The sequence below is a fragment of the Sinomonas sp. ASV486 genome (assembly GCF_030908215.1).
GTDB lineage: Bacteria > Actinomycetota > Actinomycetes > Actinomycetales > Micrococcaceae > Sinomonas > Sinomonas puerhi.
Window position 1 is genome coordinate 498936 of sequence record NZ_JAVFJK010000001.1, and the last position, 16828, is coordinate 515763.

The 16828-nt window shown below is 63.5% G+C and carries 12 protein-coding genes; 2 read left to right on the top strand and 10 right to left on the bottom strand.

Features of this window, described 5'->3' with window-relative positions; genetic code table 11:
• The first annotated feature begins 5 nt into the window (after positions 1–5).
• On the top strand, positions 6–446 hold the full coding sequence (locus RBS60_RS02345; protein WP_307955894.1) for a hypothetical protein: 441 nt from the start codon (positions 6–8) through the stop codon (positions 444–446).
• Positions 447–498: 52 nt separating this feature from the next.
• Here RBS60_RS02345 and RBS60_RS02350 read toward each other — a convergent pair whose 3' ends face one another.
• The 7 genes from RBS60_RS02350 to RBS60_RS02380 all read right to left on the bottom strand — a co-directional run bounded on the left by RBS60_RS02350 (position 499) and on the right by RBS60_RS02380 (position 7832).
• Positions 499–2556: a DUF262 domain-containing protein gene (locus RBS60_RS02350; RefSeq protein ID WP_307955895.1), complete on the bottom strand. Its 2058-nt coding sequence runs from the start codon at positions 2554–2556 to the stop codon at positions 499–501.
• Between the two features lie 472 nt (positions 2557–3028).
• Entirely contained in the window at positions 3029–3529 is a 501-nt protein-coding gene (locus RBS60_RS02355) for a hypothetical protein (RefSeq protein WP_307955896.1), read from the bottom strand.
• Positions 3530–3762: 233 nt separating this feature from the next.
• On the bottom strand, positions 3763–4128 hold the full coding sequence (locus RBS60_RS02360; protein ID WP_307955897.1) for a Pycsar system effector family protein: 366 nt from the start codon (positions 4126–4128) through the stop codon (positions 3763–3765).
• Positions 4129–4304: 176 nt separating this feature from the next.
• On the bottom strand, positions 4305–5228 hold the full coding sequence (locus RBS60_RS02365) for a hypothetical protein (protein ID WP_307955898.1): 924 nt from the start codon (positions 5226–5228) through the stop codon (positions 4305–4307).
• A 150-nt stretch (positions 5229–5378) separates the two neighbouring features.
• A complete protein-coding gene (locus RBS60_RS02370) occupies positions 5379–6731 on the bottom strand; it encodes an ADP-ribosylglycohydrolase family protein (protein WP_307955899.1) in 1353 nt (450 codons plus the stop codon).
• On the bottom strand, positions 6728–6853 hold the full coding sequence (locus tag RBS60_RS02375; protein ID WP_307955900.1) for a hypothetical protein: 126 nt from the start codon (positions 6851–6853) through the stop codon (positions 6728–6730). The genes RBS60_RS02370 and RBS60_RS02375 overlap by 4 nt, the downstream gene beginning before the upstream one ends.
• A gap of 82 nt (positions 6854–6935) precedes the next feature.
• A complete protein-coding gene (locus RBS60_RS02380; protein WP_307955901.1) occupies positions 6936–7832 on the bottom strand; it encodes an ARPP-1 family domain-containing protein in 897 nt (298 codons plus the stop codon).
• A 102-nt stretch (positions 7833–7934) separates the two neighbouring features.
• On the opposite strand from RBS60_RS02380, the gene RBS60_RS02385 reads away from it, so the two are divergent.
• Positions 7935–8615, top strand: a complete 681-nt coding sequence (locus RBS60_RS02385; RefSeq protein WP_307955902.1) for an NrtR DNA-binding winged helix domain-containing protein — start codon at positions 7935–7937, stop codon at positions 8613–8615.
• A 102-nt stretch (positions 8616–8717) separates the two neighbouring features.
• Here the strand turns inward: RBS60_RS02385 and RBS60_RS02390 are convergent, their stop codons facing one another.
• The 3 genes from RBS60_RS02390 to RBS60_RS02400 form a co-directional block, all read right to left on the bottom strand.
• Complete coding sequence (locus RBS60_RS02390) at positions 8718–12170, bottom strand: type ISP restriction/modification enzyme (RefSeq protein WP_307955903.1); 3453 nt, start codon at positions 12168–12170, stop codon at positions 8718–8720.
• On the bottom strand, positions 12167–15253 hold the full coding sequence (locus RBS60_RS02395; RefSeq protein WP_307955904.1) for a helicase-related protein: 3087 nt from the start codon (positions 15251–15253) through the stop codon (positions 12167–12169). The genes RBS60_RS02390 and RBS60_RS02395 overlap by 4 nt, the downstream gene beginning before the upstream one ends.
• Before the next feature lie 317 nt (positions 15254–15570).
• Positions 15571–16722, bottom strand: a complete 1152-nt coding sequence (locus tag RBS60_RS02400) for a DUF3320 domain-containing protein (protein ID WP_307955905.1) — start codon at positions 16720–16722, stop codon at positions 15571–15573.
• Positions 16723–16828 lie beyond the last annotated feature (106 nt).

The window sequence follows — 16828 nt, forward strand, 5'->3', positions numbered from 1 at the left end:
GCCGCATGGCAATGAAGACCTTCCTCATGCTGTGGAAGCCGAGCACATGGCCTCAATTCGCCGAGGAGATTCCACAGCTACAAGCGGAGATCCGCGACGCCGGGCGCGTGGCCCATTCATGGTCAAGCGGTGGCCGGAAGCATGACATCGAGCCGGGTGATCGTATATACCTAATCCGAACGGGCCTGCAGCCCTGGTCGGTCATTGCCTCGGGCACAGCCTCTAGCCGGATCTACCAGGATCCCCAAAAGCCCTACCCAAATGAGGTCGACGTTGACTGGGACCACATCGTGGACCAAGACAAGGCAATGCCGATTCCGGACGAAGACCCGGAGCTATACACGTACGTGACCAAGCGGCAGGCAAGCGGCAACGAGCTCAGTGCTGAACATGCCCGGATGCTCGCCGTCCACTGGGACCGCCATCTGCATCGCAGGACTCGTTGAGGGATGAGGCGAGTTCCCAGCCTGCGCCAGGAGCTCCCTTCAGCGGCCTCGATTAGTCGCTCTCGTCCATCTCCGCCGTGCATCGCAGTTCCTCGAGGCGCTTGTAGGAGAGTCGGAATTCCGGGAGGGCGCGGTCCTGCTCGCTGAAGATCACGCCTTCCTTTTCTAGCAGGACGCGCAGCTCAACACCCGAATGATTCGATTCGATGTAGGACGCCGCATCTCCAACCGAGTTGAGAACACGGTGCGCGCTCGGAGCCGACCGCATGGAAGTCATTTTCTGGCCAACATGCTGTGCGGCTGTTCCGAGGACCTTCGCGAGGTCGCCGTACGTGGTCCAGTGACCGGCCGGCAGCAGGATGAGGATCCGTCGGAGGAGTTCCCACAGCGGGTTCTCCTCGACATCTTTGCCCTTGGCCAGCGGTGCGGGCCAGCGCGCGGTAATCTGCGCGGCAAGAGCCTGCCCGCGCGCTTGGATCTCGTCGGGCCCCCAGCTCTCATGCGCTGCGATCTGCTGGTTCATCACGATGCTGCTCGCGCCCAGCTTCGGTCGCTTCTTGTCGAAGGTGCCGTTGCTGAGACTCTCGTTCAGCCCGGTGAGTGTCAGGTTGCCGAGTGTGTGCACCAGCTCGTCGTGCCGCTCGTCGACCACACCCGCCCCGTACCTGTGGCCGAGCTCTTCTCGCCACGCGGGGGAGAGCGTCTGGGGCATGACGTGCTCGATCGTGAGGGTGGAAGGGTCCACGCGTTCCTTGGGATTCATGAGGAGCTCAATCCAGGTGAGCACGGTCTTCCTCTGCGCGGCCCTGCCCGTGTTGTACAGCGGGTTCGTGAGGATCGCCCGCGTAAGGGCCTCGTCGGTCGCGTAGTGCTTGCGGCCCTCGGAAAGGTACTCGTGCAGCGCCACGTCCACCGGTTTGCCATGGTCCAGATCCTGCACCGCCTGTGGGAAGACGCGGTTGAGGCCCTGCGTCGCGCGGCCCACGAGGAAACGTCGGACGAACAGAGACTCAATGTAGAGCAGTGCCCGTGCCACATGCTCCGACGTCGCCCGACCCTCGGCGCGCAGCTGCAGAAGATGCAGCATGAGCGGGGCCGAAGTGGTCGAGTCCCACTCCGCCAGGCGCTGCAGGCGGAGCCGAACGGCGGGATCCTGCTCCGCCTCCGGGTGGAGGATCAGGTGGTAGAGCTCGCCGAGCCGCGCTAGACGCTCCACCTCCGCGGCCATCTCATCCTCGGTTTCGAGCTTCTCGAGCCGCGCCTGTTGACCCACGAACGTCTGCGTCTGCTTGGCGGTCGGCTTGGTCTGCAGGAGGTCGAGCCAGAACAGCGTCTCGATCCGGGCGTTGTCCCCGAGCCGCTCCTGCAACGGCAGCCAGTAGCGCTTGTATACCTCGTCGCCGCGCTTGGGCAGCCGCATAAAGATGTAGTTCCGCAACAGGTCACCCTGCGTGAGCTTGAGCCCAGTGTTATTGAGCGACTGGAAGATGCGGTGCACGTTGTCACCTGGGTGGGTGGAGATGGACACCACCGAGAGCCCGGAAGTCACCGCCCGTGCGATCTGAGCGGCAGCCAGCCCCGCGCCGTCCTCCGATGTATCGGCGAGGTTGGCGCGGAAGAAGCGGTACGCGTCCCCGATCTTGTCATCGCCGCCGGCGGCGACCGACCCCTCGATCACCTCGGCGTAGGACTTGCGGTCTGCCTGGGTGGGCAGGAGCTTGACGTAGAAGGGATCGTCCGCGTACTGGTTGGTCAGGAGCTGGTTGTGGAGGCGGTCCGCCTCGCGGGAACGCGGATCGGCATCTCGAAGGTGGTCGCGCAGGGCAGCGAGCAGCAGGGTGAGCGTGGTGAGCCGCTGCTGCCCATCCACCACGAGGTAGCGCGCCACTCCGCCGGCCACCGTTCCGGGAAGGGGAGCGAGGACCACGGAGCCGAGGAAGTGGGTTGCCTCTGGCTCGTCCTCTATGTCTTCAGCGAGGGCCGCGACGTCCCGCCACAACTCCTTGAAGTTGTCCATTCCCCACTGGTACGGCCGCTGATAGAGCGGCACCACGTACTGCGCGGTGCCTTCGAGGATCTTCTGGAGAGTGGTCTCCTGGGCGGCCACCATTGCTGCGACTCCTTCATGTGTGGTGGGCCGGGGCCCTGCGCGCAGGATCCTCGGCGGAGCGCGCCCATCCGCGGCTCCGCTCGCACGTTAGCAGGCGGCACTGAAGTTCTGGGGGTCTTCCACTTTGAACGCGTGGGCCGTGGCTACCGCAACCACGACAACTACCGCCTCGGGCTACTCTTGTACACGGCAGCCCAGACAGCATGCTGAACACCGCCGCCATGTTCAAAATGGAAGACCCAGTTTTGGACGCGTATGACGGCGGGTGGCTGGTTTGGGTGGCCAAGCGCGGCTGAAGCGGCCGGAAGCCCGTGCCCATCCGTGCACCTTGGCGCAGTTGGCCGCCGGCCACGGCATGGGCGTCGCCCGTGCCAGCACGTCCAACGGCCCAACTCCCGCAGCCGGAACGCACCGTCCGTGCTCGGGTCCATTCCGGATTGAGTGCGACGTGGTCCTACTTCATTGTCCGCCTTCAGGTGTCCTTTGGATCCCCGCCGCCCATCCTCACGTTGCCGCCGAGGATTGTGGCAGCTGCGGCGGCGCCGGCCAATGCGAATCCTGCGACTGTGGTGACCACCTTGTAGACGAAGGCCTTGTGCTCAGAGTCCTTCAGCGCCTCCTTCTCGATGGCTTCCCTGAGCATCCCGAGAATTCTGAACCGGTCTTCCGAGGTCAGCCCATCTCGGTCGAGTTCGCGCCCAAGTATCCCTCGATACTCCGCAAAGGCCTTATGTACCTTCTTCTGGCTCTTCCAGTTGATGGCGACAGCACCGGTTGCCTGCTCGTGCACATGATCAAGTGAGTCCAGCACGAGGGACTTGAAGTCGGGAAACTGCTCGACTACTTTGATCGCGACTTCCTTGCTCATGTTGGGAAGTTCAGAGACAAAGGTGAGGAACTTTTCTCTCGAGAGGTTCCTCCAGCTCTCAATCCCCATCTTTTGCTTGATTTCTTCTTCGTTCTTGAAGTTCATGCCACCACCAATCCTTCACAGACGTGTTTGCGTCGTGCTCCTGTTGATTCTCTCGTATTCGCTGATGTGCTACGCACGGGTCCGATCACGCCGACGAAGCACCCATGGACGGGTGAACAGGGTGATCGTTCGTGGGCGTGGATGCCCCTCGCAGGGCCCAGCTGCTGGAGGCCGACCTTCGTTCCCTCTCATTACACCCCGCGTCAACAGCACCACCCGGCGGTCGACGGTCACTACCACCCGAATGCAGCGATCGTGGCCACCGACGCAAGCGCAAGAAGGTCCACGAGCAATGCGCGGATACTCCTGTCGGCCCACCGGTACTTTCGTAGGGCCACGCTGGAGTTGGCATGAATCTGCTGTCCGATGTGCCGCACTAGGCCGTCTGGGTCGGCTGTCAAGGCCTGCAGCGTTGGCCAGTAGATTTCTTGCTCCTGTCGGGCCACATCGTGAAAGAACAGAGGGTTTGTTGTCGCCTCAGGAAAATCCGGCGGCCGGCTCAGGCTGACAATTGGATAGAGACCGATCATGGCGCAGACGCCAGCGAGAAATATGGCAGTCGCGCAGGCCACAGCGGCGACTTCGAAGGCGATACTCACGTTCGCTTGGTTCCTGACTAGATTGAACAGCACGCCTCCGCTGACGCCAGCGATGGTGAGGCTCGCAGCAAGCTTAGACTCAGCGTGGCGAAGCCAATCGTTGACCAGTGAGAGCGTCTTCCAGGCATGGTCGGGAACAGTGGACGCCGAGGGCCCAGAGGCCGGTCTCCGGAGTCTCATGATGCAAGCCCGCGTCGACGAGCCGCCACTGACTCTCGTTGGATGCGGGCTTTGGCGCGAACGGCCTCAAGCATCTGGCTCTTCTGGACGGTTGCCCGGACCGACTGGGCGTCATCTCGCTTCGTCCGGCCCTCTAAGACTGCGGCACAGTAATCTGCGCCGTGTACCGTACACCAACAGGCACTTAGTACTCGGCCTTGGGCTTCTGGGTCACCATCAGGGAGCCGGCCGATCTCAGTGTCGGCCCAGATGCTAGGGCCTGGGCCGTCGCCACATGGGCAGCTGATTGACAAGAAGTCGTTCCTTTCAATGACATCCCAAACGCTTCCGGTAACAACGAGCTCTCCGCGGTTAGCTCCCTGCGCGGCCTTCGCAGCATAGTTGACCGCCTTTCCGGCCCATACTGGCTCCTGTTGGGCCGGATTCCTGGGAGTGCCCACTCGTTTGGCGAGGAGACGGCTGCTCGCGATCCCGACCTTGAAACCGGTCTCCGGGAGGTTATCCCACTTTTTCTCGAGACGTTCGACCATGTCCCCGCTGAAGGTCTTAACCGTGATCCCTGCGCAGACACCGCGCTCGTATCGCGCCTCGCCCCAGAAGAGCGCAAAAGCGCCATCACCTTGGATCGCTACGAAATCAGCCTCGAACTTATCGAAGACCTTCACCACGCCGCCGGTGCTGGCCTCGTAGATGCTGGCAGTGGAAGATGCCCTCTTGCCAGTCCCGAGCTTGGTCGAGTTCTTAAGATCAGCCACGACTGCAACTGCATCGTTGAGCTTGTGCCAACGGCGTACTGCGACTGGCAGGCCGTCCACGTCGAGGTTGTCGCCCTTGTCAACGACCTCCGGTCCGGACTCCAGCTCCGTCTTCACATTGTCCTCAAGGTCACTGAGCAGGACGCTCAGGTCGACTATCGTCATTTCCCCCCCATCCAATTTCTGTGCGCCAATCCGATCGGCAGCCTAGGTTCGTGGGAACCCGCTCGCTGTGCGATGCACACCTGAGCCCGCCACTCTTTTGTCTACATGATGGGTCCGACATTTCTGGGCCGGGTCTGATCCGTACCCGTTTCACACATGGCGCAGCACCTCCATGAACGCCCGGTTCGGCGACGCCGCAGGAAGCACCGACCGGACCTCCTCGAGCGCCTCCACCGCGGAAACACCGCGCACCTTCGCCCCGTACAGTGCCGCGACGGTAGGGGTGCGGGACTCCATCCGCACGCAGTGCAGCAGCACCCGCTTGCCCTCGGCGCGGAACGTGGCCACGGCGTCGGCCGCGTCCCGCAGCACGAACTCGACGTGCGCATTGCTGTCAGCCAGGGCCGAGTCGATGAGCCAGAACCGGGCGTGGTCCTCGGGCGCGACCTTCACGTCGGCGGTGCCCACCCGGCACAGGCTGACGACGGCGTCGTAGCCGTCCCCCTGCAGCGCCGCTGCGGCGCCGAGGAGCACTCCCGGGTCGGCAGGGTGGACCACCACGTCGGTCGCGGACGCAGACACCCAGTCCGAGTAGTCGTAGCGCTTGACGGCGGGCCACTCGCCCAGGCGCGGACCCTCGCCGCGGCCGAGTTCCATCCCGATCCGCTGCAGGTCCAGCGCCCGCAGCCCGGGCCAACCGTGCAGGCGCCGGCGCCACTCGAACGGGACCGAGGAGAGCCCGTACGCGGCCCCGAGCAGCCCGCCCGCGATCGCCGCGACGGTGTCGGTGTCACGGCCGCCGCGCACGGCGTCCTCGAGCGCCGCGCGCAGGTGCGCCGGGCCCTCGTTCGCTGCCGCCGTGGATGTAATGGCGCTCCACGCTCCCTGGAACGCCTCCACGACCCAGCCGTTGTTCGAGAAGTCCGCGGGCCGCGACGTCTCCGCCGCGGCGATCCGCTCCTCCCAGAGCCCCACGCGGTCGGCGTCGACGAACGGGAGGCCCACCCGGACGCCCAGCTCTCCGGTCAGGACGGCGTGCCGGATCGCGAGGCACCACAGGACGCAGGCGTCGACGACGTCGGGATCGGTGTGGGTCAGCGCAGAGGCCTCCGCGGCGGCTCTGGCGAGCTCGGCCTCGGGCCGGGCGAGGAACGCCAGGGCGACGGGTGCGGTTCGCATGAGCGAGCCGTTGCCACCGCCCCGGCCGGTCCGCTCGAGGTGGGCCGCGGAGGCGGCGAGGAAGTCGGCGGCGGAGGGCTCGCCGTCGACCGTCCCGCTGGCGAGGCGGCGGGCGGCGGAGATGACGGCGCGGGTCTGGGAGCCGGCGTCCTTCGCGTCCCGGGCCCAGCAGGCCCAGCCGCGGACGGCGGGGGTCCAGTCGACGGGCTCGCCGGCGGCGACGGCGTCGGCCTGGCCGAGGAGGCATTCGGCGAGGGGGATGGCCATGGAGGTGTCGTCGGTCCATTCGGCAGGGGCGAAGCCGAAGGGGCCGCCGCCGATCATGGCGACGGGCGTGCGGTCGGGCAGGGTGCGCCGAACTCGTAGCCGGCGCCGAGGGCGTCGCCGGCGGCCATGGCGACGAGGGTGCCGGCGGCGCGGTCGTTCTGGAGGGTTGAAAGCTTCATGGGGACTCCTTGGGTGGTGGCGGACGGATGTGGGCGGAGCGGAGTCAGGCGGCGGCGAGCGGGTGCGCGGCGTCCCAGACGCTCAGTTGCGCGAACTGCGGCTCGCTGCCGGGGCGCTGCACGGCGAGGCCGCTGTAGGCGTAGCGGCCGACGGCGGCACGCACCGGGGTGCTCGCGACGTCCCCGTGGCGGCGAGCTGGCGCGGGTCGGTGGCGACGGATGCGGCGAAGTCGCGGGCCGTCTGGCCGGTGGTGGGCCGGCCGATGTGGGAGGGGAGGTGCCGCGCCTCGAACCGGAGCGAGTCGGCGAACTGCTCCCAGTGCCGGGCGAACAGGGCGGAGGTGCCGAACAGCTCGAGCGTGAGGGCGCGGCCCGCGACTCCGACGACGACGCCGCGCTGCCCCTCGAGCGGCGCCGGCCCCTCGGTGGTTGAGCGGGGCGAAGCGGAGTCGAAACCATCGAACGCCTCGACGAGCGATCCGGTCGCGCTCACGCCGCCGGAGAACCGGTCGACGCGCTGCCAGACCCGGCCCTGGTCGGCCGGGCGGAGGGGGCGGAGCCCGTCGCCGGTCGATTCGGCGAGGCCGCTGAGGCCGGCGAGCTCGGCGCGGACGTGCAGGGGCGCGCGGCGGGCCCGCCGTCCGTGCTGTGTGCTGGGGCCGCCCCACCGTCCCTGCTCGACGCAGAACGCGGGCACATCGGCCTGCTCGCCGGGCGCGAGCACGAGGCTCTCTGCGGCGACGCGGTGCTGGTGGCCGCCCTCGAGGAGCTCGCCCTCGACCAGGAGGGCCGCCTTCGGCCCGGCGTTGCGGACGGCGAGGCGGTTGACCTGGGGGCCGCCCGCGAGCTCGGTGACCTGAAGCTTGGCGTGGGCGCCGGTGCTGAGGCCGAGGCTGCCCGGGGTCTCGGGCCAGACCGGGAAGATCGTGAACGGGCCGAGCGGCCGGCCGATGCCGACGTGGAGCTGGGGGAACTGCATGGCGCCTCCTCAGGGGCCGAAGCACTTTGCGCTGGTCTGCGCTAAATCAGACTGTAGGGCACCGACTGGCTTTAGCGCAAGAGTGCGAATATTCTGGTTGCCATGGTGTGGCGCGATGAGCACGGCAAGCGACTCGAGGACTACCCGCGGCCGAGCGTTGCCGTGGACACGGCAGTCTTGACGGTCGACGGCGGGCGCCTGACGGTGCTGCTGGCCGGCGGTGCGCTTCCGGGGACCTTCATCCACCCGGGGGAGACCCTGGCCGACGCCGTGCTCAGGTCGCTGCGGGACAAGGCGGGCGTAAGCGGCCGGTCGCCTCGGCAGCTGCGGGTCTTCGACAGGCCCGCGCGCGACCCGCGCGGCTGGGTGCTCTCGGTGGCGCACGTGGACGTGGTGTCGATCGGCACGCTGACGGAGGCCTTAATGCACGACGGCGTACGCCTGGCTCCGGTGGGTGATGCTTCAGTTCTCGGGGGGCTGCCCTATGAGCAGGAAGAGATCGTAGCGGCCGCTGTCGAGTCAGTCCGCAGGGAATACAGAGCGGAGCCCGACCCATGCGCGCTCTTGGACGAGCCGTTCACTCTCGCGCAGCTGCGAACGCTTCACACCCAGGTTCTTGACGAGGATCTGATGCGGGACACGTTCCGCCGGTACATGGAACCGCGGCTCAAAGGGACCGGTGAGATGACCGACGGGACGCGTGGTCGCCCGAGCCGCTTATGGCGCAGACCCATGGGTCAAAGCCCTCACAGCTCAAAGAGCACCCAAAGGGACTACTCCTGAACCCCTAGAGCAAGAATTCGGGACGTACAAGGCGCAGACTGACAAGATCTAGTCTGCTGGGGCCGGGTGATGGTTGAAGGAGAAGCTGGACCTTGAAGGTACTTAGAAGATGACGTCACCTTGGGTTCCGGGAAGCATGCCGTCGTCGAAGAGCAACGCTTCATCGCCGGCGCTCGCACCTGCCTTCGGTGGCTGCCGAAGTGAATCGGGGACGGGCGGCAGTTCATCGGCGCGGATGAGCGGACCGGCGAGGATCTGCTCGAGGAGCGCCACTCCGGCGGGTAGCATGGTCAGCGTCTCCTTGACCGCGGCGACAATTTCGACAAGTTCCTCACTCCACTCTGAGCACCAAGCGGTCGGCCTGATCTCGTCGAGCGGAGAGCCGCTGGAGGCAGCTCGTCCAGTTGGCTTGGCCATACGGTAGCCGATCCATTTCGGAAGGACGGCCATCCCGCTGACCGCGAACTTCCAGACCTCCTCTGGGACCCCGGTCAGCACCCCGTCGGCGATACGGAGCGTCTCCGTCAGCCGGTCGAAGCTGATTTCGGACTTCGCTACGGGAAGTCGGGTAGGCGTGGTCTTCCATTCGATGCCGTTTAACGGAAGCTTCGCGTGACCGAAGCGTTCTCCAAAGGTCTGTAACCAGATCAGCCTCTTGCCATGTGACTCCATTTGAGCGAACAACTCCGGGTCAGCCGTTAGCGGGACACGAGGGCCAGGGGTCTCTAAGGCTTCGTGAAAGCGAGCTGTGTAGTCCGTACCCGCGAGGACTCCGAACGTGTAGGCAAACAGGCGGTCGATGGTGACGCTTCCAGCGTCCGCTGCCGCATCCTCGTGCACGCGCGTTAGGAAGGCGAGGAGGCTGGGATTGACGTTGGGTGTGCCCTTGGCGTCCCGGTAGAGCGGGATGACGTCTTTCCCGCCGTAGGACCCGCGGAAGTGATGCTTGTCAGGTACGGCAGTCGTCAAGGTTGCAGCGGGACCACCTCCGAGGCTCGTGTTGGTCATCGTTGTCAGGAAGATCTGCTTCTCACTCAGGGAGGCCCAGAGCGCGGGTCGCTCAAGTGCGATAACCCGAGGATCCTTGAAGATCCACTGACGATCGAACGACCGCATTCCCAGCCTGACAATCGGCTCGTGCGGATCACCTGCGGTGAGCTTGACGAGAGGAAGCAAGCCGGGAACCCTCGTTGTAATGCGTCGACCAGTGCTCGGAGTGACGTAGTAGCGAGCTCGTTCAGTGCAAGAGCTGGTGCCCACGAATTCACTCCAGCGCTGCTCCAGCACAGCTCGGTCCGGGGCCATCGGCCATGTCCGGTTGACCATCATCCCGGGTTGCTGTAGCGGAAATAGGTCCACGAGCTTGGGGTATGACGCCCAATCCGCTCCACCGGTGGCAGGGATGAACGGGGCGTGCCAATCGGCGCTGGCTTCGGCCACGTCGAGGACGGCGCCATCAGCAGTCAGAGCTGTGAGTGCGGCGAGCTTCTCAGACCGAGATCCCCTGTAGCTCGCATAGCGAACGAGCGCAGGTGTTGTCCGATCACCCGCACCGCGGCGGACTAGAGTCACGACGGCGACCGGAGATTCGATGTCGAAGACGTTCTCGTCCTTTCGTGTGCCCTTGTTGTTTCCGTGAAGGTCGACCACCGTGATCTCGTCGGCTACTTCGCGGGCGAGCCGGCGCAGGCCGAGAAATCCTGGCCCGTCGAGCCACGAGGATGCGGTGATCATGGAGACCACAGCCGGGCCGCTATTCTCCTCGAACACCTTCCAAATGGCCCAGCGCCAGAAGTAGACGTAGAGGTTATAGAGGCTTGCGTGGGCGCTGAAGATGACGTGCTTCTTCGCGTCGTCGAAGACGTCGTCGAAGAGAGACCGCGGCGATCCTTCCCCTAGGGCGGTCACAAATCCGCCGGTGCCGGTGCTCTCCACGCGATCATATGGCGGATTTCCGATGAGGACGTTGTGGTTCCAGTTGAACTTGACCTCGTCGGCATGAGCGCCCTCGGTGCTGATCGGGTCTGCGAGTTCCTCGACGACTTGGGGCTGCTTCTGCCCAAGGGTGTCGGCGAGGTAGATGGGCAAGCGCACTCTCTCGCGGAGCTTCTCTGAGATGTCGAGGGACACCTTCAGATGGCTGACAGCGTATGACGCCAAGGAGATCTCGCAGGCCGACGCGTGCTCGAGCGCCGCGGCCTCACCCTCATCGCCTGCGTTGCGTCGTGCCTGCCGGATCCATTCAACAAGGAATGTCCCAGTGCCGTTCGCGGGGTCGAACATCGAGACGACGGGCTGGTCGGGCTTGGATAGTTTCGGGAGCTCGATCTCGGGGTGCCTCTCCAGGTATTCCGCCCACGTGGTGGGGTCAGCGGCGCCGAGCGGAAGGCCAAAAGACTTGAGGGCGTCATCGACGGTCTTGACGATGTAGCGCACCACCGGGAGGGGCGTGTAGAAGGCACCAAGGTTGCGGCGCTGTTCCGGATCGTAGCGCGTCAGGAACTCCTCATAGAAGTAGACGACCGGGTCGTCGCGCTGGTTGTCGGCACCGAAGTCTGCGAGCAGTTCATCCACATCGGTAGCGGCAAGCTCTTCCGCCAGCTCGTTGAGACCGAGCTCGTCAACGTCGATGACGCGGTCGGAGTCATCACGGAAACGGGAGTAGATGGCGTCGAGGAACTCATTGTCGAACTTCAATGCCGACACTGATTGCTCGACCTTGAACTCCTCGGGGTGCGCGATTCGGGCGGTGAGGAGCCCATAGACCATCGTCTGGGCATATACGTCCGCGAATCGCGCGGGGGTGAGATCTCCGAGGAGCTGGTCGCGAACATCGTTGAAGAGAGCACGGATAGGCCCGCCTTCAATCTCGACTTCGTAGAGTGCACGCACCTCGTCGCGAACATCTTGGGCAACTTCGGCCATTCGACCCGAGAGGGCGGCGGCGGACCTTAGCCCTTCGCGATAGCCGTGGAACCCTTTGCCGAAGTCTGGTCCAAGGACAATCTTGGGGCCGTCGGCAGGCGACCATGCCAGGTCCGCGACGCCTCGGCGCATCAGCAAGTCAAGGCGCGCTTTCGTGAGGTGGTCGCTCCATGAAAGGACGCGCAGAACACGTTTGCCGTCTTTCTCACGGAAGTTGACGACGTGGAGAAGCCTCTCATGGCCATCCGAGAGGCAGAAGAACAGGAGGTCGTTGAGGGACCACTGGGCGTGGGCTCCGCTGCCATTGCGAGCACGTTCGTTCTTCACGAGCCGTTGGACTAGGCGCCGTATCGCCCCGACCGGCAGACGACCGCCCTCGAAATCGAGGACGAAGACGCCGAACATCTGCGCCTTCGTAAGAGGGGGGATTTGGGAGATCTGCTTCAGCCTGGCGACCTTCTCTGGGTCGAGATGCAGCTCCTCGGGTTCCCACTCCAGCTGGATGTCGCCCCAAGTCAAGCCTTCTGGGATCGGCCAGTCAAGCCCGTCTAGCAGAAGATCGAGAAGGTGGTCTGCCGACTTCGGCGCCGCCTGCAGCAGTCTGCGGACACGGTCTTCGTTAGTGCTCATTGGACCTCCATCCAACAGATCGTCTTCGGGGCTGGGGCGTCGAGTGGTAGCTGCGTCTCTTTGCGGAGTCGCTTCGTCTCGAAACGCTCCAACTCGCGCAGGGTCGACTGCAGTTTCGACCGTTCGCTGAAGTCTCCACGAGGGGTGGTCGGTTCAGCAGCGATCGCCGTGTCGATCGTGGCGAGCGCCCGTTCGATGCCGTCGGGCGTCCGAAGGGCCCACTCGATTTCGCCTGGCTCCATGGTCCACTCGGCATCGACGTCGTCTTCGTGGGCTTTGGTGAGTACTGGAATCCGTCGGCACAGGAAGACGCCGCCTGGTTCACCGTTCTTGGCGGTCGAGATCCCGTCGGGGAGTCGCGCTACAAGTTCCTCCAGACCGGGATCGTCCTTCACGAGCTGGAGCCACCTCAGCCGCAACTCTTCGATGGGAGCGATGTCGCCCGTGTATTCGTCCTTGAAAGCCTGGAAGACCTTGACGTCGTCGAAGATGTCGGACTCGTCGAAGAGTTTGCCGCCGGGGATACCGAGCGTGGTGGAGATCATGAGGGTCTTGTTCTGCACGCGGTTGTAGAGGGTGAGGAGCGTTTCGATGTCGGCGGGGGGCAGGAAGTTGCGAATCTGGATGTGCCCACGCGCCTTCTTCGCAGCCGGCTTCTCCTTCACGAGTTCGGCTTCGATCACAGGGTTCATGCGGCGGTCGACGCGGCCGATGCGCTGCATGAGACGGACGGGGTTCCAGTGGATGTCGTAGTTGACGAGTAGGGTGCCGTCCTGCAGGTTGACGCCCTCGCTGAGTACGTCGGTCGAGATCAGGACGCGCAGCGGCACGAGCTTCTTTCGGTCTTCGAGGGAGACCTTGTTGTAGAAGGGGGCGAACCGCTTGATCATCCCGTAGCGGTCGTTGCTCCGCGTGCCGTCAATGCGGTCGACGTCGGTGACGCCGTCCCTTCTCAACCGCTCTTCCAGGTAGCGGGCAGTATCGGCGAACTCGGTGAAGACGATGACTTGCTGGGTGCGGAACTCCGGGGTGAAGACGTCCTTTCCTAGGGCTTTCTTCCGCTCTTTCGACGGTCCCAGCAGGAGGTCGCGAAGGTGGAGGTACTTGTCGTCGACCCCGGCACCAGCGAGGATCAAGTGCATGAACCGCGTAAGCTGATCGAGGTCCTCGAAGGCAGCATCGATCATCTCCTGAAGCCTGTAGCCGCCGCCGACGAGGTTGTATTCAAGCTCATCGAGCTCCTCTTCGGTGAGGTCCTCCTCGTGCCAGACCTCCTCCGTCATGCCACGGTAGCGGTCGTGTATCTCCTTGAGTGTGGGTTCGTTGGCTGCGCGCCAGTGAGCGAGGCGAGTTTCTTGCTCGGGTTCGATCATTGTGTTGACGTCGAGCCAGCGGAGCACCTTGGCAGATAGGTCGAGACAAGACCCGGCGAACGCGGCAAGGCTCGACTCAAATCGCTTGAGGAAAATCGTTCGAATCAGCGCCACGACCTGCTTCTGCCGGTTCTCGGCCTTGGTGTCGATGTCCGTACTGGTCGAGAAGGCCAGCGGGTAGTACATGGGCAGCACGAATAGCGGGGTGGTGCGGTTGAACGCGTTCTGCAGCTCCGTGAAGAGGGGGGAATAGAGAGGGCCGAAGTCGTACTTCACCACCTTTGGGATCTGCGTGTCGGGGAAGACGACCTCGGAGCCGCCCGCGACCTTCGAGCTCTCCAAGGCGTATTTGCGGCTGTTCTGGTGAATGATCGACTGGAACAACTTGTCCTTCGACATGATCGCGGCGATGGCGGCATTGTCAGGCACGGCGCTCTTGAAGGGCTTTTCCAATTCGACTGTGTACTTGCGCAAACTGTTGATGCCGATGCTTGCGAAGTAATCATCGGCGTCGACTCCGGTGAAGAGCTCGGCTTGGTGGACCAGGTCGAAGAACGTGTTGTTGATCGGAGTGGCGGTCAACAGGTAGACGATCTTGCTTTTGCAGATCTCCTGCATGCGCCACCAGCGAGAGCCCCAGGGGTTATCCTCAGTCGCCTTCTTGCCGTGATTCCGGAAGTTGTGGGCCTCGTCGATGATGATGACGTCGGCCCGCTTGGCTAGGTGCTCGATCTCCTCAACACCCTGCTTGGTCGTGAGGTCGGTGTGCGCGCGCACGAGGACGTTTGAGAACTGGCCGAACAGCTCCGGCAGCTTCTCTTTCAGCTCGGGGTTCCAGACCGCGTCCTGGCCTGTCTTTGTCGCCATGATCAGGACGTTCTTGCGATGTCGCACCGCGTAATACTCGGTGAGCATGAGACCGACAAACGTCTTGCCCAGTCCGACTCCGTCCGTGAGGAACCCTCCGTTCCAGCGCCGCGACATCTCGATGAGGGCGTGGAATGCCTCCTGCTGATAAGGCGCAAGGAGCTGGTAGATGACCGATTCGGATTCTTCCCAACTCTTGTCGGTTGGATCGACATCGGCGGTTAGGGCGTGAAGAGCCTTGGCGTATACCTCGAATGGTGTGAACTCACGCGCGTTGTGCTCCAAGACGGAGAGCAGCTCTTCGCTCACCGACGTGGCTTCGGCCCAGTGTTGCTCATACCAGGCTTGCAGGTCGGCGACCTCGGGTCCTTGGAACTTGACGTTGAGTTCGACGTTCTGGGTCAAACCGGGACGGGTGAAGTTGGAGGAGCCGACCAAGGCGGCCGAACCAACGACCTTCAGTTTGCTGTGGGTGATGTAGGCCTTGGCATGGAACTTCTTCGATTTGTAGACGCGGATCTCGATCTTGCCGCTGCGGATGCCATCCACTACTGCTTCGATTCCAGTGAGGAAGGTGTCGCCTGTCTGTCGCTCGACGTCGATGGAAGTGTCAAGGGCCGCGGCGATGGCATCTGCAGTCGTGCGACTCGTCTCGCCTCCTATGAGCAGGCGGATCTTGTCGACCTTCTGCCAGGCGCGATCGAGCGAGAGGAGGGCTCCGATTTCGAAATGCCCTGTCGCAATGTCCATCGCCGAGCTGATGTCACACCACTCTCGGAGGTACTGAAGCGCCTTCCAGTCCTCGGCAGTGTTGTCGACGATGAACTGCTCTGATGTCGCCACGCGGCGTCCCCCTTCGATCACGACCTGCCGGTAGAACTCTATTCGATTTATCGCGTTGATCCGGACGCTCGGCGCCAGAGCCGTCAGTGCTCTGAGCCGTAGCGGTGGTATAGCCGGTCGCCAGAGGAGGGCGGCTGACTCTGTCGAGGGGCCAGCACAAAAGCAATGACGCTGGCAAAGTCAGCCCGGGCCTCGAGGGCAGAAACGGCTATCGCTTCGTTCCGAAGCGTCAGTGTCATCGCTTCTGCTTGTTCGGCACCTGCTGACCGTGGACTGCGTGGTCTCCCGCTCGTTACACCTCCCAGAACTCTCGCCAGCTACACCAATGCTCTCGCCTTTCCGAGATGAGCAACGACTTGCTTCATGCGGCGCTTCCGCCCGAAGGTCCGAAGCGTTGAGGCGTCGATTTCGTATTCTGCAGAGGAGGGGTGGCGCTCTTTCAAAAAACGCATAGCATTTGCGATCTCGACGGGGCTAATGTGCAGGAAATTGCGTGAAACCAGGCTGCTGTTTGGTCGAAATTCCGCCCAAGTCTTTGGGTCGATACCGTCCGGCCATACGAACTTATCAGAATCCACATTCAGGCCTGCGGCCTTCACTTGATAGATGATCTTCTTCGCCCTCTGGTTCCGAAGCCGTTGGACACCGAATGAGGCCGCCGTCAGCTGGGCCAAGCGCTCAAGATGGATCGGGCCCTCCGCTTCGACGATCTCTGTTGCTACGGCGCGGACCTTCTGCTTCGCTGCCGCTTTAGGTAGAGCATCGAGTACCGAGACATCCCCGACGGGAACTGGCGCCCATGGTTCAAAAGGAAGGCGGCTGTTGCCCACCACCATCGTCTCTTCGGACGGTTCTCGAGCGAACACCTCGGCGTCCGGAGCCACGAGTTCGGCCTCGGTCTCAGGTGGTGCGGTTTCCAGGTCTGCTTCAGTGCCTGGGGGTTCAGGTTCAGGCCCGGCGGCGGCAGGCAACGGCGCGATCCCTTGCTCGTTCACGTAGACCAGTAGTGCCTCTTGACGAAGCTCATTGGCTTTGACCAGGCCAGCCGCATCACCGAATTGCTCGAGCAACCTTACGCAGTAGTCGTGGGCTCGCCATGCGTCTAGATGGGAGAATGGGTCGCCGTGCGCACGCGCGTTGCGCACGATAGTCAGTTCGCGGCCAAGAGTACTTACCGTCTGTCGGTTGTCGTCAAAGGGAAAACCGAAATTGCCAAGCCGTCGCGTCAACATTTTTAGTTGAGTCTGCAGGTCGGAGGTGCTGTAGGTCTTCGGCGGTTTGCCGGCGACCTGATCAAGATGGCTCAGGATTACCGTCCACGGGTGGCCTGCGAGGTCGTCCTCGAACTTCGCCGATATGATCGGTTCGAGGCGTTGCGCGAGATGGTCGAGCCCCTCCGAGACGGAAAGCTTTGGATTATAGGTCAACAGCATCTCCTCAAGATGATTAGTTGGTTCGAGAACATCCATACCACGTTTTATGATCCTGAGCGGGTTTGGCAAGAGCGTGGGCGAGTGAGCTGTACCTTCCTCCGCCCATAGGCGTGCCTCCAACGCTGTGGCAACAACTAGCAGC